Genomic DNA, 22061 nt, shown 5'->3' with positions numbered 1-22061 from the left:
GCATGCAGTTCAAGGTCACCTATGCCCGGTACCTGGCTGACCGGCGGCGCCTGGAGTTCACGGCCTCGGGTGAGCGCAATGGGTGCCTGTTCACCGTGGTGACCGACGTGATCTGTCTCAAGGAACCGCGCACGCCCGAAAATGTGCATCTGGTGGCCCTGGCCCGGCTGACCGAGATCTTCCGGCGCCGCAGCGCCTCGGGCTATTAGCCGGCTCAGGCCTTGATGTCAGACCAGTTGGCGTGGCGGCGGAACTGGTTGACCGCGTAGGAACAGACCGGGGTGATGCGGAAATGGCCCGCCCGGGCGTCGTCAACGGCAAATTCCATCAGCGTGGCGGCGATGCCGCGCCCCTGGAATTCAGGTGGTACGCCGGTATGATCGATGACGATATTGCCGTCCTCGGTCTTGCGGAAGGTCATTTCGGCCTCGGCGGTGGGCGAGAGCTTGATGACATAGCGGCCTGTCTTGGCCTCGTCTTCGCGTTGGACGGTCATTTCATTGTCGTTCATGGCGCGGTCTTCCTGCTGCTGGGCTCAAGATATGGGGCCGGCGGGGCCCGTGAGCAAGCCGATTAATGGGCGATGACTTAATGGGCGATGTCGCTATTGCCCCAGCGCGCCTGGATGGCGCGACCCAGCCCGCCCAAAGCCGGGGCCGCAAACAGCAGGATACGCTGATAGGAATGGAGCAGGACGAAGAGGCCGGCCAGGATCAGCGTGCCGACCACGATGACCAGTTCGAGCGACAGACCGATTGATTTCAGCCAGGCGGTGAGCAGCATGCCGGGCAGGATATGGGCCGCCGCCCAGGCAAAGGCCGAGGTGACGTTGATCAGGGTGAAATAGGCGTAGTTCATGCCCATGATGCCGGCCACGCCGGGAATGACGGCTTTCACGCCGGGGATGAAGCGGCCGATGAACACCGCCTTGCCGCCGTGCCGGGCGAAAAACGCTTCGCCGCGCGCGATCATGGCGCGGTGGTGGCGGAAGGGCCAGATGTCGCGGATGGTGTCCTTGAGGAAATGGCCGATCGTATAGGAAAGGGCGTCGCCGATGATCGCCCCTGCCACCGCCGCCAGATAGACCTCCCAAAACGGCAGGCGCCCCTCGGCGATGATGCCGCCGGCCAGCAGCAGGACCGGCGTCGAGGGCACGAAGAGCCCGAGAATGAACACGGCCTCGCCAATGGCAATGGCGAAGATGAACCAGAAGGTCAGCCAGAAATTGCCGGAAATGGCGTTCAGGAACTCTTCGAGATAAACCGAGACTTGGTGGAAAATGTCAAACATGCCGGTCCGGTCTGGTGATGCTGTGGCGGCAAGCCTCCAGCACTGGTTGACTATGGGCGCCTGGGCGAACAGGCTCAAGCTTTATCCTCTAGAGAGCTTCCATGAACTCCTTGTTACACCACATGATTGCCGCCGGCCCCCGCCCGGTGGCGCCGTTTTCCCATGCCGTGGAGGCCGATGGCTGGGTATTCGTCACCGGCCAGATGCCGACTGACCCGGCCGCGCCCGATGCGCCGCTACCCAGCGGCATTGCCGCCCAGACCACGCGGGTGATGGATAATCTGCGTGTGGTGCTCGACGGGATCGGCCTCGGCTTTGCCGACATCACCATGGCGCGGATCTACCTGACCCAGTTCGAACGCGACTATGCCGGGCTCAACGCGCTGTGGCCGAGTTTTTTCGAGCCCGGCAAGCTGCCGGCGCGCACCACAATCGGCGTCACCGCCCTGGCTGTCGGGGCACTGGTGGAGATCGATCTTATCGTGCGGCGGCCGTAGGATGGCTGGGCCCGCCCCCTCTCTCGCACGGGTGAGGGGACAGGCCCTTGCTGCAATCAGCCCGCGTAGGCCTGCACGCTCTGCTGCTGTTCGCCCAGGCCTTGGATACCCAGGCGCATGACATTGCCCGGCTTGAGCCAGACCGGCTCGGGCTTGATGCCCATGCCAACCCCGGGGGGCGTGCCGGTGGTGATGATGTCGCCCGGCTGCAGGCTCATGAACTGGCTGACATAGCTGACCAGATGGGCAACGCCGAAAACCATGGTTTTGGTCGAGCCGTCCTGGTAGCGGTGGCCGTCGACCTCGAGCCACATCTTGAGGTTCTGCGGGTCGGGAACCTCGTCACGCGTCACCAGCCAGGGGCCGATGGGGCCGAAGGTATCGGCCGACTTGCCCTTGACCCACTGGCCGCCGCGTTCGGTCTGGAAATGGCGCTCGGAGAGGTCATTGACCACGCAATAGCCGGCGACATGGTCGAGCGCATCGGCCTCGTCAACGTAACGCGCCTCGGTGCCGATGATGACGCCCAGCTCGACTTCCCAATCGGGCTTGATGGCGTTCTTTGGAATGATGACGTCGTCATTGGGGCCGATGATGGCGCTGGTGGCCTTCATGAAGAGGATCGGCTCCTTGGGAATGGCGGCGCCGGTTTCGGCGGCGTGATCGGCATAGTTGAGGCCGATGCAGATGAATTTACCCACATTGGCCACGCAGGGGCCGATGCGTTCTCCGGCCTCGAGCCGGGGCAGGGTGCCGAGGTCGGTGGCACGGATCCTGGCGAGGCTGGCGTCCGAGAGGGTGGCGCCGCCGATGTCATCGACAATGCCGGAGAGGTCGCGGATGGCGCCATCCTCGGCCAGGATGGCGGGCTTTTCGGCGCCCTTGGGGCCGATGCGCAGCAGTTTCATCAGTGAAGTCCTTGTGTGAAGCGGCCAGTTCGTGGACTGGCGGTGTTGCGCAAAGCGCCGATGGGATGGGCCAGATGTCCTAGCCGTCGGGACGGATAATGCCCTTCTTGAGCAGGATATTGCCATAGAGCCGCCGCTCGCCGGTCTGGACGATCGCGTAGCCCTGCTTGACCCGGTCATAGAAGGCGAAACGCTCGAGCGCGGCCACGCTCATCTTGGGCTCATGCTGGCGCACGATCGTGTCGAAGGCCTCCACCACCGGCTCGCGCTTGCTGGCGTCGCCCACCGTCTGCATGACGAATACCGCGTTGTCGACGAAGTCATCGAGCGGCAACAGCGTCAGCACGGCGTCGAGCACGTCGGTGGCGCTGATGCCATCGAGGCGCACCAGAGCCGGGCCGGCAGCATCGGCCGGATAGTTGGCATCGACAATGGCGATCTCGTCGCCATGGCCCATGGCCCGCAGGATGCCGAGCAGGTCGGGTCCCAGAATGGGGGGAATGAGTTTGAGCATGTCTTTGGCCTCCTCAGCCGAAAGGGAAACTGTCGCTGTCGCTGCCCAGGGTCGCGCCATCGGCGAACAAAGCGGGATGTTCGCGGGCAAAGGCAAAGAGCTCTACCATGACGGCGTCGACATGGGCGCGGATGGCGGTAATGGCCTGCTCCTTGCTGGCGGCCAGGATGCCATCGAAGATGGCCTGGTGCTCGGCAATGGTCAGGGCGAGACGCCGCGGGGTGACGATCAGCCAGCGGGCCCGGTCGAGGTTGGCCCGCGCTGAATCGATGATGTTCTTGATCTTGGTGAATTCCATGGCGCGGAAGATGATGTCGTGGAATTCGATATCGAGCTGGTGGAAGGCCTCGGCATCGTCGCGCTCGGCGGCGCCGCGCTGGGCGGCCATATTGGCGTGCAGCGCTGCGATGAGGTCGCGGTCATGGCGGCCGATGAAGACGCGCAGCGCCTCGCTTTCGAGCCCTTTGCGGATCAGCATATATTCGCGGACATCGGCAATGCGCACCAGCGATACGGTGGAGCCGCGCTGCGGCGCAATGTCGACCAGGCCCTCGGCCTGCAGCCGGGCCAAGGCTTCGCTGACGGGAAAGCGCGAGACGCCGAGCTGAGCGCAGACCTCGGACTTGTCGATGGCGCTGCCCGGCGGCAGAGCCAAAGAGACAATCGCCTGGCGCAGGGCATTGGTGACCTCATTGGTCACGCTGCCGCGGGTCAGCGCAGTGGGGGCGGCCAGAAAAGAATAGGGACTTGCTGCCATCTTCATGCTAACATGTTAGTTAGAGCCGAGGTGCTTTACAACGCCCATCGCTGCGGATTGCGGGCGCAATCTGGCGGTTTATGGCGGCGCGGTAAAGTGCAGTTGAGACCCCAGAGCCCGAAAGCACAAAGATGTCCGAGACAATGACCCGTCCCCAGCCCCGTACGCTGGTGCTCAATAGCGCCGACAATATTGCGGTGGCGCTGGCCAATCTCGATGTCGGCAGCAGCACGCCGCAGGGGCCGGTCATCATGCGGCGGGTGCCCAAGGGCCATAAATTCGCGCTGCGGCTGATCGCGGCCGGCGAACCCATTCTAAAATTCGGCCAGATCATCGGCTTTGCCAAGGAACCCATCGTGCCGGGCGACTGGGTACATGAGCACAATTGCGGCATGGGCGGCGCCGATGGCAGCCTCACGCATGACTATGCCTTTACCGAGGGCGCGGTGCCGCCCGACATGATCCCGGTGGCGGAGCGCGCCACCTTCGAGGGCTATCGCCGGGCCAATGGCAGCGTCGGTACGCGCAACTATATCGGTATCCTGACCTCGGTGAACTGCTCGGCCACCGTGGCCAAGTTCATCGCCGAGGGCATCAACCGCTCGGGCCTGCTCGATGACTATCCGGAAATCGACGGGGTCGTGCCCTTCGTGCATGGCACCGGCTGCGGCATGGAAAGCCGCGGCGAGGGCTTTGATATTTTGAAGCGCACGCAGTGGGGCTATACGTCCAACCCCAATCTGGGCGCGGCCATGCTGGTGGGCCTTGGCTGCGAGGTGTTCCAGATCGGCCGCATGAAGGAAATGTACGGCATAGTCGAGAGCGACACCTTCCAGACCATGACCATTCAGGAAAGCGGCGGCACCAAGAAGATCATTGAGTGGGGCATCGAGCGGATGAAGGAAATGCTGCCGGTGGCGGCGCGGGCAAGGCGGGAAACCGTCGATGCGTCCGAGCTGATGCTGGCGCTGCAATGCGGCGGTTCGGACGGCTATTCGGGCATTACCGCCAATCCGGCGCTCGGCTATGCGGTGGACATCCTGGTGCGCAATGGCGGCACGGCCATTCTCAGCGAGACCCCGGAAATCTATGGCGCTGAGCATTTGCTGACCCGCCGCGCTACCTCGCGCGCGGTCGGCGAAAAGCTGATCAGCCGGATTCACTGGTGGGAAGATTACACCAAGCGCAACCATGGCGAGATGAACAACAATCCCTCCCCGGGCAACAAGCTGGGCGGGCTGACGACGATTCTGGAAAAATCGCTCGGCGCGGCGGCCAAGGGCGGCACCACGCCGCTGACGGCGGTCTACGAATATGCCGAAAAGGTCACCGAAAAGGGCTTTGTCTTCATGGATACGCCCGGCTTTGATCCGGTCTCGGCCACCGGCCAGGTGGCCGGCGGCGCCAATGTGCTGACCTTTACCACCGGGCGCGGCTCGGCCTATGGCTGCAAGCCGGTACCGTCGATCAAGCTGGCGACCAATTCGGACATGTATGCCCGCATGACCGAGGACATGGACATCAATTGCGGCGATATCGTCGAGGGCGTGTCGATCGAGGACAAGGGGCGCGAAATCTTCGACCTCATCCTCAAGACCGCCTCGGGCGCGCCGACCAAGTCCGAGGCTTTGGGCTATGGCGACAATGAATTCGTGCCCTGGCAGGTCGGCGCGACGATGTAGGCTCGCGCTGCGCCGGTGCGCTCAGCGCAGCCGATAGACCGATCCGGTGCGCTGCGCGCTGTCGCGGGCATCGCCGACGTCACTGACAGGATAGGACGCCATCAATTCGAGCTGCCCGAGCGGCAGGTCGCGCCGGTCGGGGTCGCCGATCAGCACGGTGATGCCGGCGGCCTGGCAGCGCTGCAGGAACGGCAGCATGGCTGCGGCGACATCGGGATTGTAGAAGACGTCGCCGGCAGCGATCAGATCGATATTTTCGGGCACGGGGCCAGCAAGATCAATGTCGCGAAGGCCGATGCTCACCCCATTGGCGGCGGCGTTGAGGCCGATGGCGGCTTGGCCATGCGGATCGATCTCGGCGGCCGATACCGTGGCACCCGCCTGGGCGGCGACGATGCCGACGAGGCCCGAGCCTGCCCCCAGGTCGAGCACATGCCTGCCGGCCACCAGGGCGGGTTGGGCTCGAAAATGCTGCGCCAGCGCCAGGCCGCCCGCCCAGCAATAGGCCCAATAGGGCGCAGGCGGAGCGGGGTCGTCAGCGTCGATCAGGCGCGACAGCCGGCTGCCGGCATGGGCGGTGTAAAGCCTGATGCCGGGCAGCGAGTGAACCGGGTCGAGCCGCAGGTTGGCGGTGATGAAGTCGGCAGGGTTCAAGGGCGTTGCAGGCCGGTGGCGCTGACATAGGTGCTCATCAGATATTGCGAGCAGGTGATGAAAAGCCGGTTCCGCTTGGGCCCCCCGAAGGTTACATTGGAGGTCTTGGCGCCGGTCTTGATGCGCCCCAGCAGCGTGCCGGCTGGATCATAGACGTTCACGCCCAGCCCGGCGCTGGTCCAGATATTGCCGTCGGTGTCGAGCCGGAAGCCGTCGGGCAGGCCGGAATCGATATCGGCAAAGACCCTCGGATCGGTCAGTCTGGCCCCGGTGACGCTGAACTGGCGGATCTGGGCCGGCCAGTCGGGATCGTGGCTCTGGCCGGTATCGGAGACATAGAGCACGGATTCATCGGGTGAGAAGGCCAGGCCATTGGGCTTGGCGAAATCGTCGGCGACCACGCTGAGCGATGCATCGGCCGGATCAAAGCGATAGACGAAGCAGCCGGCCTGCTCCTGGTCGGATTCATAGCCTTCGTAATCGCTGAGGATGCCGTAGGGCGGATCGGTGAACCAGATGGTGCCGTCGGACTTGACCACCACGTCATTGGGCGAGTTCAGCCGCTTGCCCTGATGGGAATCGACCAGCGTGGTGATGCTGCCATCAGGCTCGGTGCGCAGCACGGCGCGGGCGCCATGCGAGCAGGAGATCAGCCTTCCCTCACGGTCGCGGGTATTGCCGTTGACGAAATTGGACGGCGTGCGGAACGGGATGACGCCCAGTTCGGGCACATATTTCAGCATGCGGTTATTGGGAATGTCGCTCCAGACCAGGTAATTGCCATCGGCAAACCAGACCGGGCCCTCGGCCCACAGGCAGCCGTCGAAATGGGTTTGCAGCAGCGCATTGCCGATCGTCAGTTCCTTGAAGCGCTTGTCGATTGTCTCGAGCGCCTCGCCGCCAATAGCCATTGTGTGTCTCCCCTTTGGCGGCATTTGACGGGAAGTTGCTGGCGCTGACAAGGCCGAGCAAGGCCAGACCGGCATTGCCAGCGCGGCATGCCCCGATCTGACAGACCGGCGGCCCGTGGCGTCATGCCGCTCAACTTGTCCATCTTGTCCCCGCCCCTTTGCCCCGTGCCACACTGTGTCCATCACCCCGCATGGGCGGCCTGCAGGCGAACAGTGGCGGGGTGAGCCGGGTGGAGGACGCCTCTTCCACAGGTTCGAAGTCTGCGTTGCGACAGGGCGAGCGACCCCTAGGACCGGACAGTTCCAAAAACCGGCACCCCGAGGCGGCTTCCGTCTCATTTTTAAATTTACCAGAGGCGAAAGCCGTCTCGGGGTCCGCTCGTCTGCGACAACCGCATTTTCAGGCGGCGCCTTGGCGCGTCCATGTGCCAATTGACGACTAACATGTTAGTTGCTAGGGCAGGCACAGCCCAGGAGCGCACCGATGCCCAATCTCGCCAAGATCCTCACCGTCGACGAGATGAAGAGCGCGGCGCGGCGCGCGGTGCCCAAGATGTTCTTCGAATATGCCGATTCCGGCAGCTATACCGAAGGCACCTATCGCGCCAATGAGAGCGATTTCAACAAGATCAGCCTCAAGCAGAAGGTGGCGGTGAACCTTGAGGGTCGCAACCTCAAGACGCAGATGCTGGGCAAGACCATTGCCATGCCAGTGGCCATCGCCCCGGCGGCGACGGGCGGCATGCAGATCGCCGATGGCGAGATCAAGGCGGCCAAGGCGGCCGAAAAGTTCGGCATTCCCTTTACCCTCTCGACCATGGCCGTGTGCTCGATCGAGGATATTGCCGAAAACACCACGGCGCCGTTCTGGTTCCAGCTCTATGTGATGCGCGACCGCGGCTTCATCGAGCGGCTGATCGACCGGTCCAAGGCGGCCAAGTGCTCGGCGCTGGTGCTGACCATGGACCTGCAGATCCTGGGCCAGCGGCATAAGGATATTCACAACGGCCTGTCGACGCCGCCCAAGTTCAATGCCTATTCGCTCTGGCAGATGATGCAGCACCCGCTCTGGTGTGCGCGCATGCTGGGCACCAGGCGGCACACCTTCCGCAATATTGTCGGCCATGTCGGCGGCGATCACGACTTGGCCTCGCTGTCCTCCTGGACGGCCAGCCAGTTCGACCCGACGCTGAACTGGGCCGATGTGGCCTGGGTGAAAAAACGTTTCGGCGGACCGGTGATCGTCAAGGGCGTGCTTGATGCCGATGACGCCCAGGCGGCCGTCGACAACGGCGCCGACGCCATCGTGGTCTCCAATCATGGCGGCCGCCAGCTCGATGGCGCACCATCGACCATCCGCGTGCTGCCCGAGATCGTCGAGCGCGTCGGCCACAAGACCGAAGTCTATCTCGATAGCGGCATCCGCTCCGGCCAAGACGTGCTCAAGGCGCTGGCCTATGGCGCCAAGGGCACCTTTATCGGCCGGCCCATGCTCTATGGCCTGGGCGCGGGCGGGGAGGCGGGGGTCACCCGCGTGCTCGACATCATCAAGAAAGAGCTCGATACCACCATGGCGCTGTGCGGCGAGCGCGACATTGCCAATGTCGGGCTGCACAATATCTATTCCAACGACATCCCGCCGCGCAATGCGCCGCTCGCCCGCTAGGATCTATCCCCGGTAGGGCCTGCTGCTGCTAACATCGCCCTCGGTGAGTTGGGCATAGACGGCCCCGGCCACCGCCTTCATCTGCTCCTGGGGCAAAGTGCCCACCACGGTGCAGGTGATGCGGGCATTGGCCCAGTAAAAGGCCTCGGCGCCGTCATAGGCGGTGAACTGATAGGCCGGTTCGCCGCCGGGCAGGGCGGCCGTAACATAGATGGTGACGCGCTGCTGGTCGGCATTTTCGTACATCAGCTGGGCGGCGCGGCCGCCGGTGTCGGGCTCGCCCGGCAGCAGGCGCCCGCCCACCAGGGCAAAGCCCTGGGCATCCAGGTTGGGCATGCCCAGCGTGGTGTCGAGCCGGTTGGACAGCCAGGTCGAGAGATGCGCGCTGTCGTCGCTGCCGACTTCCACGGCATGGCGGTTCTCGGCGACATAGACGGTGTGGGCGTTGACAGCGTCGGCAATCAGCGTGGCGCTGGCGGGCCGGGCATCGAACAGCGGGCGGGCGAACCAGCCCAGGCCCAGGCCGAGGCCGACCAGGAGGACGGCGGCCACGGCCCAGAACCAGGACCGGGTGCGGCATTGACCGGTCTCGGCGGCAAGGCGGCGCGGTCGCAGGCGCGCCGGCACGGCTTCGGCGCCGGCAGGGCCGAACAGCGTCCTGATAGCGTCGTTCTGGCGCTGGATCAGAGCGATTTCGGCCGCGGCCTCGGGATTGGCCAGCAGATAGGCATCGACGGTGGCGCGCTCCCCTTCGGGCAATTGGCCATCGGCATAGGCCATCAAGGTGTCGCGGGTGATCTCGTTCATTTCACCGTCCTCAGATGCGGCTCTGCCGGGGTGCCGGTCAGCAGGCGCAGCGCAGCGCGGGCGCGGCCCAGACGGCTCATCAGCGTGCCAGTGGGGATGTGCAGGATGTCGGCGGCCTCCTGGTACGAAAAACCTTCAAGCGCGACCAGCAGCAGGGCCTCCTTCTGCTCGCTTGGCAGGGTCTCGATGGCCCGTGCCATTTCGGCGAGGGCCAGATGACCCGGCTGGGGAGCGGGTGTTGCAGGTTCGGGGACGGTGTCGATGTCGACCTGTTGCCCCCGCCTATGGGAGGAACGCAGGGCGTTGCGATAAAGGTTCAGCAGAATGGCAAACAGCCAGGCGCGGACCGGCCCGGTGGGCCGGAACAGGCCGCGCCTGGCAATGGCGCGTTCCAGGCAATCCTGCACCAGGTCATCGGCCAGATCGATATTGCGCGTCAGCGCCCGGGCGTAGCGCCGCAGGGCTGGAACGCAGGCTTCGACCTGGTCGAGGAACTGGTCCATGAACTGTCCGGATTATTCGATGGCAAGATGCCAGACGCCACCGACGCCGTCACCCTTGATGTCGCCAGCGGCGACGTCCTCGTACCAGTAATACAGCGGCCAGCCGTCATGGGCCCACATCTTGGCGCCGTCGTCGCGCGTTACGACGGTGAACTCGCCTTCGTCCTTGGCATCGGCAGCGGCCATCAGCGGCGGCCACTTGACGGCGCAATCGCCATTGCACACGCTCTTGCCATCACCCTTGGTGTCTTTGTCGAAGGTGTAGAGCGTCATGCCATTGGCATCGGTCAGCACGGACTTGCCGGCAATGTCGACGGACTTTACGGCGCCGCCGAGATAGTCGGCGGCCAGCGCGGGCAGGCTCAGAAAGGCAAGGGCGGCGACGCCGGCCAGAATGGTACGAATCTGCATGGGGATCTCCCTCGGGTTTGCGGGGCCGCTGGTGCGGTCCTCATGGCCATCAACACCACTCAGCCCGATTTAATCCCGGCGGCCGGAAAAATCTTATCCGAAGAGATTGGCCGGTCGGCAGACAAGAGGCTGGACAGGGCGGTGGTACATTGCTTTGGTAGCGGCAACTGGTGCGCACCGTCTGGGAGAGGGCGACAAGCGACACTGGCGCTGCCGGCAAAAGCTGGTGGCTTACGGAGGAATGCAATGAAAAGACGCGAATTTTTCAAGACGGCTTCGGTCGCCACGCTTGGTGCTGCCGCGGCAACGACCCTGGCCGCGCCAGCGCTGGCCCAGGGCAATATTACCTGGCGCATGGTCACCACCTGGCCGAAGAACTTTCCGGGTCTGGGCGTCGGCGCGCAGACGCTGGCTGACCGCATCACCAAGGCTTCGGGCGGGCGTCTGACCGTGCAGGTGTTCGCGGCCGGGGAAATGGTCCCGGGCCTGCAGGCGCTCGATGCCGTTATCGACGGCTCGGCCGAAATGAGCCATGGCACGCCCTATTACTGGCAGAACAAGAGCCAGGCGCTGAGCTTTTTCACCGGCGTGCCCTTTGGCATGACCAATCGTGAGCTGACCGCCTGGGTACGCTATCTCGGCGGCCAGGAAATCTGGGACAAGGTCTATGACCAGTTCGGTCTGCAGGGCTTCCTGTCGGGCGATACCGGCACGCAGGCCGGTGGCTGGTTCCGCAATGAACTGACCGGCGTTGCCGATATCCAGGGCCTGCGCTTCCGCACGCCGGGCCTTGGTGGCCAGGTCTGGGGCAAGCTGGGCGCTTCGGTGACCAACCTTGCGGCCGGCGAAATCTTTGCCGCGCTGCAGTCGGGTACGCTCGATGCCGCAGAATTCGTCGGTCCCTATAACGATCTGGCACTGGGTTTCTACCAGATCGCCAAGAACTACTACTTCCCCAGCTTCGTCGAGCCGGGCCTGGCCACGGAAATCGCCGTCGACAAGGCCAAGTTCCAGGCCCTGCCGGAAGACCTGCAGGAAATCGTGCGCATTGCCGCCCAGGCCTCCTATGACGAGGTGGCCTCCGACATGTATGCCAATGATCCGCGCGCGCTCAATGCACTGGTCAGCGAGCATGGCGTGCAGGTGCGTCGCTTCCCCGAGGAGATCATGGAAGCCGGTGCCAAGGCATCGATGGAACTGATCGCCGAAATCCGCGAAGGCGGCGACGCGCTGACCAAGGAAGCCGCCGAAAGCTTCGTCTCGGCGTTCAACCTGCTGCGCCAGCGCACCGAAGGCACCGACATGCCCTATCTGGCGGCGCGCGAAAAGTACATCAAGTACACCTGATCGCTGCCCGCCATAACGAGAAAGGCCCGGGGAAATACCCGGGCCTTTTGCCTGTGCTAACTGTAGATCAGCCGGGGCAGCCAGGTGATCAGGTCCGGAAAGGCGAAGAGGAGAAACAGCCCGGTGATCTGCAGCAGCACGAAGGGAATGACGCCCTTGTAGATCATGCCGGTGCCGACGCTGCGCGGCGCCACGCCGCGCAGGTAGAACAGGGCAAAGCCGAAGGGCGGGGTCAAAAAGCTGGTCTGCAGGTTGACGCCCACCATGACGCCCAGCCAGATCGGATCGACGCCCAGGGCCAGCAGCACGGGCGCGGTGATCGGGATGACGATGAAGATGATCTCGAAGGTATCGAGGATGAAGCCGAGCAGGAACATGATGAGCATGACGATGATGGTGGCGCCGATGGCGCCGCCCGGCATGGCCGAAAGGAATTCATGCACCAGGTTGTCGCCGCCCATCATGCGGAACACGATGGAGAACACGGCCGCGCCAAACAGGATGATGAAGACCATCGAGGTGATGGTGGCAGTCGAAACCACGGCCTGGCGCAGGATCGAGAAGCCCAGCCGCCCGCGCAGGGCTGCCAGCACCATGGCGCCGATGGCGCCGACGGAGGCCGCCTCGGTCGGCGTGGCGATGCCGGCCAGGATCGAGCCGAGCACGGCCAGGATCAGCAGCAGCGGCGGCACCAGCGCCACGAAGACCTCGCGCATCAGCCCGGCCTTTTCTGCTTGGGGTACCGGCGTTGCGGGGCAGGACTTGGGATCGGTGACCGCCTTGAAGACCACCCAACTGGCATAGAGCCCCACCAGCAGCAGGCCGGGAATGATGGCGCCGGCAAACAGGGCGCCCACCGAAACCGGTTCGGGCGCGAAATTGCCCTTTTCCATCTGCACCTGGGCATTGATGCCCGAGAGGATGTCCGCCATGAAGATGAGGACGGTCGAGGGCGGGATGATCTGCCCCAGCGTGCCGGAAGCGCAGATGACGCCGGTGGCCAGTTTGGGATCGTAGCCGGCGCGCAGCATGGCCGGCAGCGAGATCAGGCCCATGGTGACAACGGTCGCGCCGACGACGCCGGTCGATGCCGCCAGCAGCGCGCCGACGAGGATGACCGAGAGACCGAGACCGCCGCGCAGATTGCCAAACAGCTTGCCCATGGTCAGCAGCAATTGCTCGGCAATGCCGCTGCGCTCCAGCATCACGCCCATGAAGACAAAGAGCGGCACCGCCACCAGCACTTCATTGGTCATCAGGCCGATATAGCGACCTACCAGGGACCCGTAATTGGAAGGATCGAAGACGCCGAGCATCCAGCCGACGAGGCCGAAGATCAGGGCCGTGCCGGCCAGCGAGAAAGCCACCGGAAAGCCAAGCATCAGCACGCCGATAACGCCGACAAACATCAGGGCGGCGAGGATTTCACCAAGCAGGATCGGGTCCATCAATGGGCTTCCTTGGCGTCATTGGCGCTGTAGCGCAGGTGTTCGGGCAGCAATTCTTCGCGATCTGCCAAGACCAGGATGGCGCGCAGCGCCATGGCCAGGCCTTGCAGGCCGACCAGAACGCAGAAGACGATGATGAAGCTCTTGAGCACAAACAGGCCCGGCATGCCGCCGATATTGCTCGAACCCTCGTAATAGCCCCAGGAGCGGGCAACCGCCACCCAGCCGAACTGGAAGACAACATAGACGAAGGGCATCAGGAAGAAGATCACGCCGAACAGATCGGCCATGGCTTTGCGGCGCAGCGGCGCCGGGCGATAGAAGATGTCGACGCGTACATGGTCGTCGCGCAGCAGGGCAAAGCCGGCCACGCCGGTGAACATGGCGCCGCTGAGCCAGACATAAAGGTCCTGCACCCATAGCGTCGAGGTATTGAAGAAATAGCGCTGCACCACAACGGTGAAACAGACCAGCACACAGGCCAGCGCCAGCCAGGAGAGGGTCTCGCCGACCACCCTGTTGAGGGCACTGATGGCCCTGATAATCCAGGCAAGAAGTTGCAACAGCAGGTCCTCCCTTGTCCCCTCGATAGCCCGCTGGTCTTGATCCCAGTTCGAGCCCGACTATCCTTGGATTGAGCAGGATAAGCCGGCAAGGTCAACTGCCACGCCGTGGTCTGCGACGAAAGTCGCCTGTGGCTGGTGACAAACCCGGCAAAAATGCTATGTCGCTGCCCATCGCGGCAAAGCGCGGACCGGTGGGGGAGCAGTGCATGTTTGTCGTGGGTGGGGAAAGCCTGATCGATCTCAAGGCCGAAGTGGCGCTGCCGGATGGCCAGCTGATCGGCCGCGACGGCGAGGATCAGATCGTCATGACCGCCCATCAGGGCGGGTCACCCTATAACTGCGCCATCGCCCTGGCCAAGCTGGGCAATTCCACAGGCTTTCTGTGCCCGATTTCGGCGGATGCCTTCGGCGACTATCTGCTGGGGCCACTCACTGCGGCCGGCGTCACGCCGCTGCTGCCTGAACGCGTGCCGGAATATACCACGCTGGCGGTGATCAATTTCGACAGCAATCACAATGCCCGCTACGGCTTTTACCGCTCGGCCGACGGCGCGATCGAGGCGAGCAAGGCCATCGCCGCGCTGCCTGAACAGCTCGAGCTCTACCAGATCGGCGGCTTCTGCCCGATCGAGCCGAAAGAGGCCGAGCAGTGGCTGCAGGTCGTGCAGGCCGCCATCGCCAAGGGGGCGACCATTTCGATGGATCCCAATGTGCGGCCCAGCCTGATTGCTGACTTTGCCGGCTACAAGGCGCGGCTGTCGGCCTTCCTCGACCTCACCCATGTGGTGAAGATGTCGGAAGAGGACCTCGAAGCGCTCGACAGCAGCAAATCCATCGAGCAGCACGCTGCCGAACTGCTGGCCCGCCCCAATTGCGAACTGGTCGTCATCACCTTGGGTGAAAAGGGGTCGCGAGCCTTCACCGCTGCCGGCACGGCGCAGGCGGCGATCTATGCGCCGCCCGTCTTTGGCGACACGGTGGGCGCGGGCGACAGCCTGATGGCGGGCATCCTGTCCTGGCTGGATGAACGTCATCTGCTCAAGCCGGGTCGGCTGACGGCCCTCGACGCCGCGGCCTTGGCCGAGATGCTGGCTTTCGGGGCAGTGGTGGCGGGCATCAATTGCGGCCGCAAGGGCTGCAAGCCACCTACAAGGGCGGAAGTCGAGGCCGTGCTGGGCGCCTGAGCCGGCTGCTTCACGATGAGGTGATGACCCTGCCGTAACCTCGAGGGGTCCAAAGGCGAATGGCTGACGTATCCGATGCAATAGCGGAGGTTCCGGGGCCATGCTGTGCTTGATCTGATCTTTGCCTATGCGGCAGGCCTGCTGACGCTGCTAAACCCCTGCGTGCTGCCGCTCTTGCCGCTGATTGCGGCCGGCTCGGTGGCCCGTCATCCCCTGGGTCCGCTGGCCATGGCCGCGGGGCTGGCGGTGAGTTTCACCCTTGCCGGCATTTCGATATTTGCCCTCACCAGGGCCACTGGCCTGGCCCAGGAGGACATCGCCGTCGCTGCCGGCTGGATCATGGTCGCGTTCGGCGTGGTGCAGCTGGTGCCGCAGGCGCAGATGGGCTTTTCGCGTCTGGCCGGCGCGACTGCCAGCGGCGGCACCCGATTGATGGGGCAGGTCGAGGGGCGCGGGCTGGGCGGCGAGGTGCTGGCCGGCGCCCTGCTCGGGCTGGCCTGGTCGCCCTGTATCGGGCCAACCCTGGGGGGCGCCATCGGGTTGGCAGCGCAGGGCGAGAACCTGCTGTTTGCCTTCGCCATCATGGTGATGTTCTCGCTGGGCGCCGCTACGGTCATGCTGGCTTTGGCCTATGGTGCGCGTTCCCTGATTGCCAGCCGGCGGGCCGTGCTCAGCCGTGTCATGCCCCATGCCAAGACCATTCTGGGCATCGGCCTGATCGTGGTTGGCCTCGGCATCATCTTCCATGTCGACCGGATCCTGGAGGGTTGGGCTCTGGCCACCCTGCCAGGCTGGTTCACCGATATTTCCGTCCGTCTTTGAACTTCAGGAGCTTGTCATGATGAAAATCGATCGACGTGCAGCGCTGGCCCTGCTGGCTGGCCTGGCAGCCACAACGGTGAGCGGACCGGCCGCGGCGCTGGCCATTACGGACTATTCGGACGACAGCCTGCCCAAGCTCGAGGCCTGGGGCAAACCCTATCTGCTCGATTTCTACGCCAGCTGGTGCGTCACCTGTGCGGCCCAGCAGCGGGTACTCGACAGCCTGATCAAGGCTGATCCGCGCTATGCGTCGATCCTGATCGTTCGCGTTGACTGGGACAAGTACGGTCGGGGCGAGCTGGTGCAGCGGATGGCTATCCCGCGGCGTTCGACTCTGGTGATGATGCGCGGCGCTACAGAACTCGGACGTCTGGTCGCCGAGACGCGCGAGGACAAGATCGCGGCGCTGCTCGAGCTCGGGGTCTCCTGACCGCGTGCCGATTGCATCGCGCGGCCGGCTCTGTTTGTATCGTTCCGTCAGTTGAGGGATGAACATGCGGCGTTGGGTGTGGGGTGCAGCGGCTTTGGTCGTCATCGGCATTGGCGCCGCTGCCTATCTGCTCAAGCCCGTCAGCGGGCCAGTGCGCGATCTGACGCCGGTGGGGAATGTCGATCGGGGCAACTACCTGATCCGGCTGGGCGGCTGCGTGGCCTGCCATACCAATAACCAGGCTGGTACTGGCTTTCTCGCCGGCGGCTTCGGCCTTGAGACGCAGTTCGGCACCTTTGTGCCGCCCAATATTACCTCGGATCCGGATGCGGGGATCGGCCAGTGGACCCTCGCGCAATTCAGCGATGCCATGAGCAATGGCATGGGGCCGCAGGGGCATCTGTACCCGGTCTTTCCCTATGAGAACTACACGCTGATGAGCGACCAGGAGATCGCCGATCTCTATGCCGCGCTGATGGCGACCGAGCCGGTCAGTGTACCGGCAGCCGAGAGCCAGATCCCGTTTCCGTTCAATATTCGCCTGGCCATGGCGGGTTGGCAAAATCTGTTCTTCACCCCCGCCAGATTCGTGTCGGAAGAGGGACAATCGGAAAGCTACAACCGTGGCAAGTACCTGGCCTACGGGCCTGCCCATTGCGTCGCCTGTCACTCGCCGCGCAACGCGCTGGGCGCGCTGGACTGGGATCAGGCACTGACCGGTTCGCCGGGCGGCACCGGCGGGCGCGCACCGGCACTGACCCGACAGGCGCTGCTGGATGAGGGCTATGATGTGGAAACCCTGGCTCAGACTCTGGGCGATGGCTTCACGCCGGGCTTTGACGTGCTGGGCGGCGCCATGGGCGAAGTGATCAGTGACGGCACGTCGCAATGGACCGCCGAAGATCGCGCTGCGGTGGCGGAATATCTGCTGGCTGAGTGATCAAGCCTCGGCGCGGATGACGAGGGCTTCGTCAAGCGTCATGGTCGTGTGGTGTTCCCAGGTCGCGTCGTCGGTGGCCGGAAAGTCGGTGCGGAAATGGCCACCGCGGCTTTCGGTGCGCTTGAGGGCGGCTGCGGCCACCAGGGTGGCCGAGGTGGTCATATTGAGAAAGGCGCTGGTGACCTGTTCGGCAGTGGCTTCGAGGTCGGCGATCTGGCTCAGCGCCTGCTTGAGGCCGGTTGCATCGCGCTCCACGCCGACAAGGTCGGTCATCACCGCGCGCAACTGCTGAACGGCGGGCAGGTCGCGCAGGACCGCCTCGGCCTTGGCGCCTTCGGCTTCGTCCCATTCGATGCCCCTGAACGGGGCGAGACTGCGCACCGGCTCCAGCCCGCCAATATCGTCGGCAATGCGGGCGCCATAGACGGTGGCTTCGAGCAGGGAATTGGAGGCCAGGCGGTTGGCGCCGTGCAGGCCGGTGCAACTGGCCTCGCCGCAGACCCACAGGCCTGGCAGCGATGAGCGGCCGCGTTCGTCAACCTTGACCCCGCCCATGTGGAAATGGGCTGCCGGGGTCACCGGAATCATGTCGTTGACCGGATCAATGCCGGCGTCGAGGCAATATTGGGCCACAGTGGGAAAGCGCGTCAGGATGGCGGCGCCCAGGACCTGCCTGGTGTCGAGGTAGACCTTGCGGCCCGACTGGATCTGGCGAAAATTGGCACGGGCAACGATGTCGCGCGGGGCCAGTTCGGCGTCGGGGTGAATGGCGGGCATGAAGCGCTCGCCCAGATCGTTGACCAGAATAGCGCCTTCGCCGCGCAGGGCCTCGGTCGCCAGCGGGGCGGGATCGGCGCCGGTAGCGATGGCGGTGGGGTGGAATTGCACGAACTCGGCGTCGGCAATCAAGGCGCCGGCGCGGGCCGCCATGCCCATGGCGTGGCCGCGCACGCCGGGCGGATTGGTGGTGACGGCATAAAGCCCGCCCAGCCCGCCGGCGGCCAGTACGGTGGCGCGGGCGCGGATGAAGACCGGCTCGGAATAGCGGTCACCCAGCTTGCGACAGAAAACGCCGACAATGCGGCCATTGTCCCGGGCCAGGCTGAGCACGGTGATGCCCTCGACCACGCGGATGGAGGGGGTGCGGCGGACTTCGGCGATGATGGCCTGCATAATGGCCCAGCCGGCCCGGTCGCCCTCGACCTTGACGATGCGGTTGGCCGAGTGGGCGGCTTCCTTGCCCAGCGCATAATTGCCGAAGTCGTCGCGGTCAAACGGCGTGCCCCAGCGTGTCAGGTCCTCGATGCGCGCGGCGGCTTCGGCGGTGACGCTTTCGGCAATGCCGTGATCGACAATGCCGGCGCCGGCCATTTCAGTGTCAACGGCATGAGCATGGCTGCTGTCGCCCAGCCCGACCGCCGCCGCAACGCCGCCCTGGGCCCAGGCCGAGCTGGCGCCAAAGCCCAGCGGCTTGGGCGAGAGCACGGTCACCGGCCGTGGTGCCAGCTTGAGGGCAGTGAAAAGACCGGCCAGTCCTGCGCCGACGATCAGGGCGCCATCGGCATTGAGGGTGTTGTCGAGGGTCATGGACGGTTCCGCACTGTTCTCAAACTAGGTAATTGCCCGTAAGGTCTTTGCCGTAGCAAGACCGAGGCCGCAATGATGGCAGGTTCAGACGACGACAAGGGGCTGGGCGAAGAGCGCCAGACCGGGTTTTCCGCGGCACCGCCGCTCGAGGCCTATGAGGCGATCTATCGCCTGGTGCTGAGCGCCTATGGCTATCGCTGCGCTCTTACCGGCGAGCAGTTCTTGCCCGAAACGGGCCTGCTGCATCCACATCTGGTGGTGGAGGCGATCCGGCCACGCGCGGCGGGCGGGCCGCTGCAGATCAACAACTACATCGCGCTTGAAGAACATGCGGCTCAGGCCTTCCGCCGGGGGCAGGTATTGATCGAGGACGACTATAGCTTCGTCGTGCCCAATCCGGACGCGCTGGATCGCGCCGTGATGGTGCGGCTCAATAGCAGCGGGCGCCTGCTGGTGCCAGCAGAAGGGCTGTTCCAGCCCAGTCCGGCCCACCTGGCGTTTCATCGCCTCAGTATCCTGGGGTCCTAATCACCCTTGCGGCTCATCTCGATCATGCGCTCGACGGCGAGACGGGCCGCCGGGATAATCTCGGCCGGCACGGTGACCTCTTCGGTCATGGTGTGCAGGCTCCACAGCACGTTTTCCAGGTTGATGCGCTTCATGTGCGGGCAGATGTTGCAACCGCGCAGGAAGTCTACGCCGGTAGCCTCGCTGGCGACATTGTCGGACATCGAGCACTCAGTTACCATGACCACGCGGGCCGGGCGCGTGGTCTTGACCCAGTCGATCATGGCGGCGGTCGAGCCGGCAAAGTCCACTGCGTCGATCACCTCGGGCGGACACTCGGGATGGGCGATGATCTTGGCCGTGGGATAGGCATGGCGCAATTCGGCGATATCGTCCGCCGTGAAGGTCTCGTGCACCTCACAGGCACCGGCCCAGGTGATGATCTTCTTGGACGTCTTCTTGGCGGTGTTCTTGGCCAGATACTGGTCGGGGATCATGATGACGGTGTCGCCATCGACCCGGTTGACGATGTCGAGCGCATTGGAGGAGGTGCAGCACACATCGGTGACGGCCTTCACCGCCGCCGAGGTGTTGACATAGGTCACCACCGGCACGCCGGGATACATTTCGCGCATGGCCATGACGTCAGCCACGGTGATGGATTCGGCCAGCGAGCAGCCGGCGCGGCTGTCGGGAATGAGCACGGTCTTGTCGGGGTTGAGCAGCTTGGAGGTCTCGGCCATGAAGTGCACACCGCACTGCACGATCACCTGCTGACGCACCTTGGTGGCCTCGATGGCCAGCTGCAGGCTGTCGCCGACGATGTCGGCCACGCCGTGATAGATCTGCGGCGTCTGGTAATTATGCGCCAGGATGACGGCGTCCTTCTCCGCCTTGAGCCGGTTGATCTGGAAAATCAGCGGCGCATAGAAGGGCCATTCGATCTCGGGTATCTTGTTTCGCACCCGCTCGAACACCGGGGCTGTGGCGCGTTCGACAGCCCCGGAAAACTTGAGGTCGAAATGGCTGCCAAGAATGGCCCGGGCCTCATCGAGGGGCGTGATCGCGTTGATGGTCTGCACCATGGAAATTCCCTCTCGACATCGAGGGGGGAACCTAGGGATTATTCGCGAGCTTTTCAATGAACGGGGTTGCAGGAAATTGGCCAAGCTCCTAACCCTTTGACAATCCATCGCTGAAAGGCCCCCCATGCCGCAAGATACCGCCGCCCTTCGCTCCATCCTGTCGCTGGCGCCCGTCGTTCCGGTAATCATCCTCGATGACGTCAGTCAGGCGCGACCTCTGGCCGAGGCCCTGGTGGCAGGCGGACTGCCCATTCTCGAAGTGACGCTGCGCACGCCCAATGCGCTGAGGGTCATGGAAGAAATGGCCAAGGTGACCGGCGCCATTGTCGGGTCCGGCACGGTGCGTACCGCGCTGCACATGAAGCAGTCGGTCGATGCCGGCTGCCGCTTCATGGTGTCGCCGGGGATCTCCCCGCGCATCCTCGATGCTGCTGACGACATCGGCATTCCCCTGCTGCCCGGCATTGCCACGCCGAGCGAGGCGATGACAGCGTCGGAACGGGGCTATGGTTTCCTCAAGTTCTTCCCGGCCGAAGCCAATGGCGGCGTGCCGGTTCTCAAGGCCTTTGCCTCGCCGCTGTCCGACATCACCTTCTGCCCCACTGGCGGTATCGATGCGGCCAAGGCCAAGATCTATCTCGGCCTGCCCAATGTGATCTGTGTGGGCGGCAGCTGGATCATGCCGGCAGACGCGCTGGCATCGAACGACTGGGGTCGCATCGAAGCGTTGGCGCGCGAAGCCAGCCAGCTACGCGGCTGAGTTCTTGACGCCGCTGATGGCTGATCGGCGATGATCCGTGTCGGCGCCGCCCGTTGGCTGATCACCGCTGCAGCGGTGGTCGCTACTTGTGTCGGCTCCGTGCGGGCCGAAACGGTCAGCGTGGCCGTAGCGGCCAATTTCACCGCCGTGGCCGAGCAGCTGGCGCCGCTGTTCAAGGCCGAGACCGGCCATGAAGCCATCTACAGCTTTGGGGCCACCGGCCAGCTCTATACCCAGATCAGCCAAGGCGCGCCGTTCGAGGTGCTGCTGGCGGCCGATGATGAACGGCCGGCCCTTGCCGTGGCCGAGGGGCTGGCGGTCGAGGGGACGGTGTTCACCTATGCCATTGGGGCGCTGGCGCTCTACCGCCCGTCGTCGGATGTGGGGGGCGGCGAGGCCGTGCTCAAAGCCGGTGCGTTTGACAAGCTGGCAATCGCCGATCCCGAGACGGCGCCCTATGGTCGGGCCGCGTTGGAAACACTGGCGGCACTGGACCTGATAGAGGCAGTAACCCCCAAGCTGGTGACCGGCGAGAACATCTCCCAGACGCTGCAGTTCATCGAAAGCGGCAATGCGGAGCTCGGCTTTGTCGCGGCCAGCCAGGTGATCGGCAAGACCAGCGTGTGGCTAGTCCCGGCCGCGCTTTATGAACCGATCCGGCAGGATGCGGTGCTGCTGACAACGGGCGAGGCCAATCCGGCTGCGGCCGCCTTTCTGCAATTCCTGCGCAGCGATGCCGCGCTGGCCGTGATAGAATCGGCAGGTTATCGGGTCGAGTAGCGGGC

Annotated in this window: 26 protein-coding genes; 12 read left to right on the top strand and 14 right to left on the bottom strand. The window is 64.4% G+C overall.

Translation table 11 applies throughout. From position 1 onward, the window contains the following. Positions 1–2: 2 nt before the first annotated feature. Positions 3–209, top strand: a complete 207-nt coding sequence (locus AC4NN3_RS13305; protein WP_193334538.1) for a hypothetical protein — start codon at positions 3–5, stop codon at positions 207–209. A 5-nt stretch (positions 210–214) separates the two neighbouring features. Here the strand turns inward: AC4NN3_RS13305 and AC4NN3_RS13300 are convergent, their stop codons facing one another. Beyond that, positions 215–511, bottom strand: coding sequence for a GNAT family N-acetyltransferase (locus AC4NN3_RS13300; protein ID WP_491927567.1), 297 nt, complete (start codon positions 509–511; stop codon positions 215–217). Positions 512–588: 77 nt separating this feature from the next. Continuing rightward, positions 589–1290, bottom strand: a complete 702-nt coding sequence (locus tag AC4NN3_RS13295; RefSeq protein ID WP_491927566.1) for a DedA family protein — start codon at positions 1288–1290, stop codon at positions 589–591. A gap of 110 nt (positions 1291–1400) precedes the next feature. Here AC4NN3_RS13295 and AC4NN3_RS13290 point away from each other — a divergent pair, with 110 nt between their 5' ends. Beyond that, positions 1401–1787, top strand: a complete 387-nt coding sequence (locus AC4NN3_RS13290) for a RidA family protein (RefSeq protein ID WP_491927598.1) — start codon at positions 1401–1403, stop codon at positions 1785–1787. Positions 1788–1843: 56 nt separating this feature from the next. On the opposite strand, the gene AC4NN3_RS13285 is transcribed toward AC4NN3_RS13290, so the two are convergent. The 3 genes from AC4NN3_RS13285 to AC4NN3_RS13275 all read right to left on the bottom strand — a co-directional run bounded on the left by AC4NN3_RS13285 (position 1844) and on the right by AC4NN3_RS13275 (position 3972). After that, entirely contained in the window at positions 1844–2695 is an 852-nt protein-coding gene (locus AC4NN3_RS13285; protein ID WP_491927565.1) for a fumarylacetoacetate hydrolase family protein, read from the bottom strand. 79 nt (positions 2696–2774) lie between these two features. Continuing rightward, on the bottom strand, positions 2775–3209 hold the full coding sequence (locus AC4NN3_RS13280; protein ID WP_491927564.1) for an RbsD/FucU family protein: 435 nt from the start codon (positions 3207–3209) through the stop codon (positions 2775–2777). A gap of 13 nt (positions 3210–3222) precedes the next feature. Continuing rightward, positions 3223–3972, bottom strand: coding sequence for a GntR family transcriptional regulator (locus tag AC4NN3_RS13275; RefSeq protein WP_491927563.1), 750 nt, complete (start codon positions 3970–3972; stop codon positions 3223–3225). A gap of 125 nt (positions 3973–4097) precedes the next feature. Between AC4NN3_RS13275 and AC4NN3_RS13270 the strand changes: the two genes are divergently transcribed. Continuing rightward, complete coding sequence (locus AC4NN3_RS13270) at positions 4098–5648, top strand: UxaA family hydrolase (RefSeq protein ID WP_491927562.1); 1551 nt, start codon at positions 4098–4100, stop codon at positions 5646–5648. 21 nt (positions 5649–5669) lie between these two features. On the opposite strand, the gene AC4NN3_RS13265 is transcribed toward AC4NN3_RS13270, so the two are convergent. Both AC4NN3_RS13265 and AC4NN3_RS13260 read right to left on the bottom strand, forming a co-directional pair. Beyond that, positions 5670–6302 (bottom strand): class I SAM-dependent methyltransferase, encoded by a 633-nt coding sequence (locus AC4NN3_RS13265; RefSeq protein WP_491927561.1) that lies wholly within the window; start codon positions 6300–6302, stop codon positions 5670–5672. Then, positions 6299–7213 carry an SMP-30/gluconolactonase/LRE family protein gene (locus tag AC4NN3_RS13260; RefSeq protein ID WP_491927560.1) on the bottom strand — a complete coding sequence of 305 codons (915 nt, stop codon included), beginning with the start codon at positions 7211–7213 and terminating at the stop codon, positions 6299–6301. The genes AC4NN3_RS13265 and AC4NN3_RS13260 overlap by 4 nt, the downstream gene beginning before the upstream one ends. A 484-nt stretch (positions 7214–7697) precedes the next feature. Between AC4NN3_RS13260 and AC4NN3_RS13255 the strand changes: the two genes are divergently transcribed. Then, entirely contained in the window at positions 7698–8879 is a 1182-nt protein-coding gene (locus AC4NN3_RS13255) for an alpha-hydroxy acid oxidase (protein WP_491927559.1), read from the top strand. Between the two features lie 3 nt (positions 8880–8882). Here AC4NN3_RS13255 and AC4NN3_RS13250 read toward each other — a convergent pair whose 3' ends face one another. From AC4NN3_RS13250 to AC4NN3_RS13240, 3 genes are read right to left on the bottom strand one after another with little or no spacing between them, the layout of a single operon-like run. Beyond that, complete coding sequence (locus tag AC4NN3_RS13250; RefSeq protein ID WP_491927558.1) at positions 8883–9686, bottom strand: anti-sigma factor family protein; 804 nt, start codon at positions 9684–9686, stop codon at positions 8883–8885. After that, positions 9683–10189 carry a sigma-70 family RNA polymerase sigma factor gene (locus AC4NN3_RS13245; protein WP_491927557.1) on the bottom strand — a complete coding sequence of 169 codons (507 nt, stop codon included), beginning with the start codon at positions 10187–10189 and terminating at the stop codon, positions 9683–9685. Before AC4NN3_RS13245 ends, AC4NN3_RS13250 begins: the two co-directional genes overlap by 4 nt. Positions 10190–10201: 12 nt before the next feature. Next, positions 10202–10600 carry a COG4315 family predicted lipoprotein gene (locus AC4NN3_RS13240; RefSeq protein ID WP_491927556.1) on the bottom strand — a complete coding sequence of 133 codons (399 nt, stop codon included), beginning with the start codon at positions 10598–10600 and terminating at the stop codon, positions 10202–10204. Between the two features lie 246 nt (positions 10601–10846). Here AC4NN3_RS13240 and AC4NN3_RS13235 point away from each other — a divergent pair, with 246 nt between their 5' ends. Then, positions 10847–11947, top strand: coding sequence for a TRAP transporter substrate-binding protein (locus AC4NN3_RS13235; RefSeq protein WP_491927555.1), 1101 nt, complete (start codon positions 10847–10849; stop codon positions 11945–11947). Between the two features lie 56 nt (positions 11948–12003). Here AC4NN3_RS13235 and AC4NN3_RS13230 read toward each other — a convergent pair whose 3' ends face one another. Both AC4NN3_RS13230 and AC4NN3_RS13225 read right to left on the bottom strand, forming a co-directional pair. After that, positions 12004–13395: a TRAP transporter large permease gene (locus AC4NN3_RS13230; RefSeq protein ID WP_491927554.1), complete on the bottom strand. Its 1392-nt coding sequence runs from the start codon at positions 13393–13395 to the stop codon at positions 12004–12006. Beyond that, a complete protein-coding gene (locus tag AC4NN3_RS13225; protein ID WP_491927553.1) occupies positions 13395–13958 on the bottom strand; it encodes a TRAP transporter small permease subunit in 564 nt (187 codons plus the stop codon). The genes AC4NN3_RS13230 and AC4NN3_RS13225 overlap by 1 nt, the downstream gene beginning before the upstream one ends. Positions 13959–14119: 161 nt before the next feature. Between AC4NN3_RS13225 and AC4NN3_RS13220 the strand changes: the two genes are divergently transcribed. From AC4NN3_RS13220 to AC4NN3_RS13205, 4 genes are all read left to right on the top strand, one after another. After that, positions 14120–15145, top strand: a complete 1026-nt coding sequence (locus tag AC4NN3_RS13220) for a carbohydrate kinase family protein (RefSeq protein ID WP_491927552.1) — start codon at positions 14120–14122, stop codon at positions 15143–15145. A 105-nt stretch (positions 15146–15250) separates the two neighbouring features. Continuing rightward, positions 15251–15967, top strand: a complete 717-nt coding sequence (locus AC4NN3_RS13215; protein WP_491927551.1) for a cytochrome c biogenesis CcdA family protein — start codon at positions 15251–15253, stop codon at positions 15965–15967. A 16-nt stretch (positions 15968–15983) separates the two neighbouring features. Further along, positions 15984–16397, top strand: coding sequence for a thioredoxin family protein (locus AC4NN3_RS13210; protein WP_491927550.1), 414 nt, complete (start codon positions 15984–15986; stop codon positions 16395–16397). A gap of 64 nt (positions 16398–16461) precedes the next feature. Further along, positions 16462–17337, top strand: a complete 876-nt coding sequence (locus AC4NN3_RS13205; protein WP_491927549.1) for a c-type cytochrome — start codon at positions 16462–16464, stop codon at positions 17335–17337. On the opposite strand, the gene AC4NN3_RS13200 is transcribed toward AC4NN3_RS13205, so the two are convergent. Then, positions 17338–18924, bottom strand: a complete 1587-nt coding sequence (locus tag AC4NN3_RS13200) for an L-aspartate oxidase (protein WP_491927548.1) — start codon at positions 18922–18924, stop codon at positions 17338–17340. It lies immediately after the preceding gene. 72 nt (positions 18925–18996) lie between these two features. On the opposite strand from AC4NN3_RS13200, the gene AC4NN3_RS13195 reads away from it, so the two are divergent. Beyond that, positions 18997–19452 (top strand): hypothetical protein, encoded by a 456-nt coding sequence (locus AC4NN3_RS13195; RefSeq protein WP_491927547.1) that lies wholly within the window; start codon positions 18997–18999, stop codon positions 19450–19452. On the opposite strand, the gene nadA is transcribed toward AC4NN3_RS13195, so the two are convergent. Next, positions 19449–20516: a quinolinate synthase NadA gene (nadA, locus tag AC4NN3_RS13190; protein ID WP_491927546.1), complete on the bottom strand. Its 1068-nt coding sequence runs from the start codon at positions 20514–20516 to the stop codon at positions 19449–19451. The two genes, AC4NN3_RS13195 and nadA, sit on opposite strands and share 4 nt — an antisense overlap. A gap of 124 nt (positions 20517–20640) precedes the next feature. On the opposite strand from nadA, the gene eda reads away from it, so the two are divergent. Then, positions 20641–21276, top strand: coding sequence for a bifunctional 4-hydroxy-2-oxoglutarate aldolase/2-dehydro-3-deoxy-phosphogluconate aldolase (gene eda, locus AC4NN3_RS13185; protein ID WP_491927545.1), 636 nt, complete (start codon positions 20641–20643; stop codon positions 21274–21276). Positions 21277–21306: 30 nt separating this feature from the next. Then, positions 21307–22056, top strand: a complete 750-nt coding sequence (modA, locus tag AC4NN3_RS13180) for a molybdate ABC transporter substrate-binding protein (RefSeq protein ID WP_491927544.1) — start codon at positions 21307–21309, stop codon at positions 22054–22056. Positions 22057–22061 lie beyond the last annotated feature (5 nt).

This window comes from Devosia sp. MDV22-iso42 (assembly GCF_058629155.1).
Note: the sequence above shows the minus strand (reverse complement) of the source record. Positions and strands in the feature narration are given on the sequence as shown.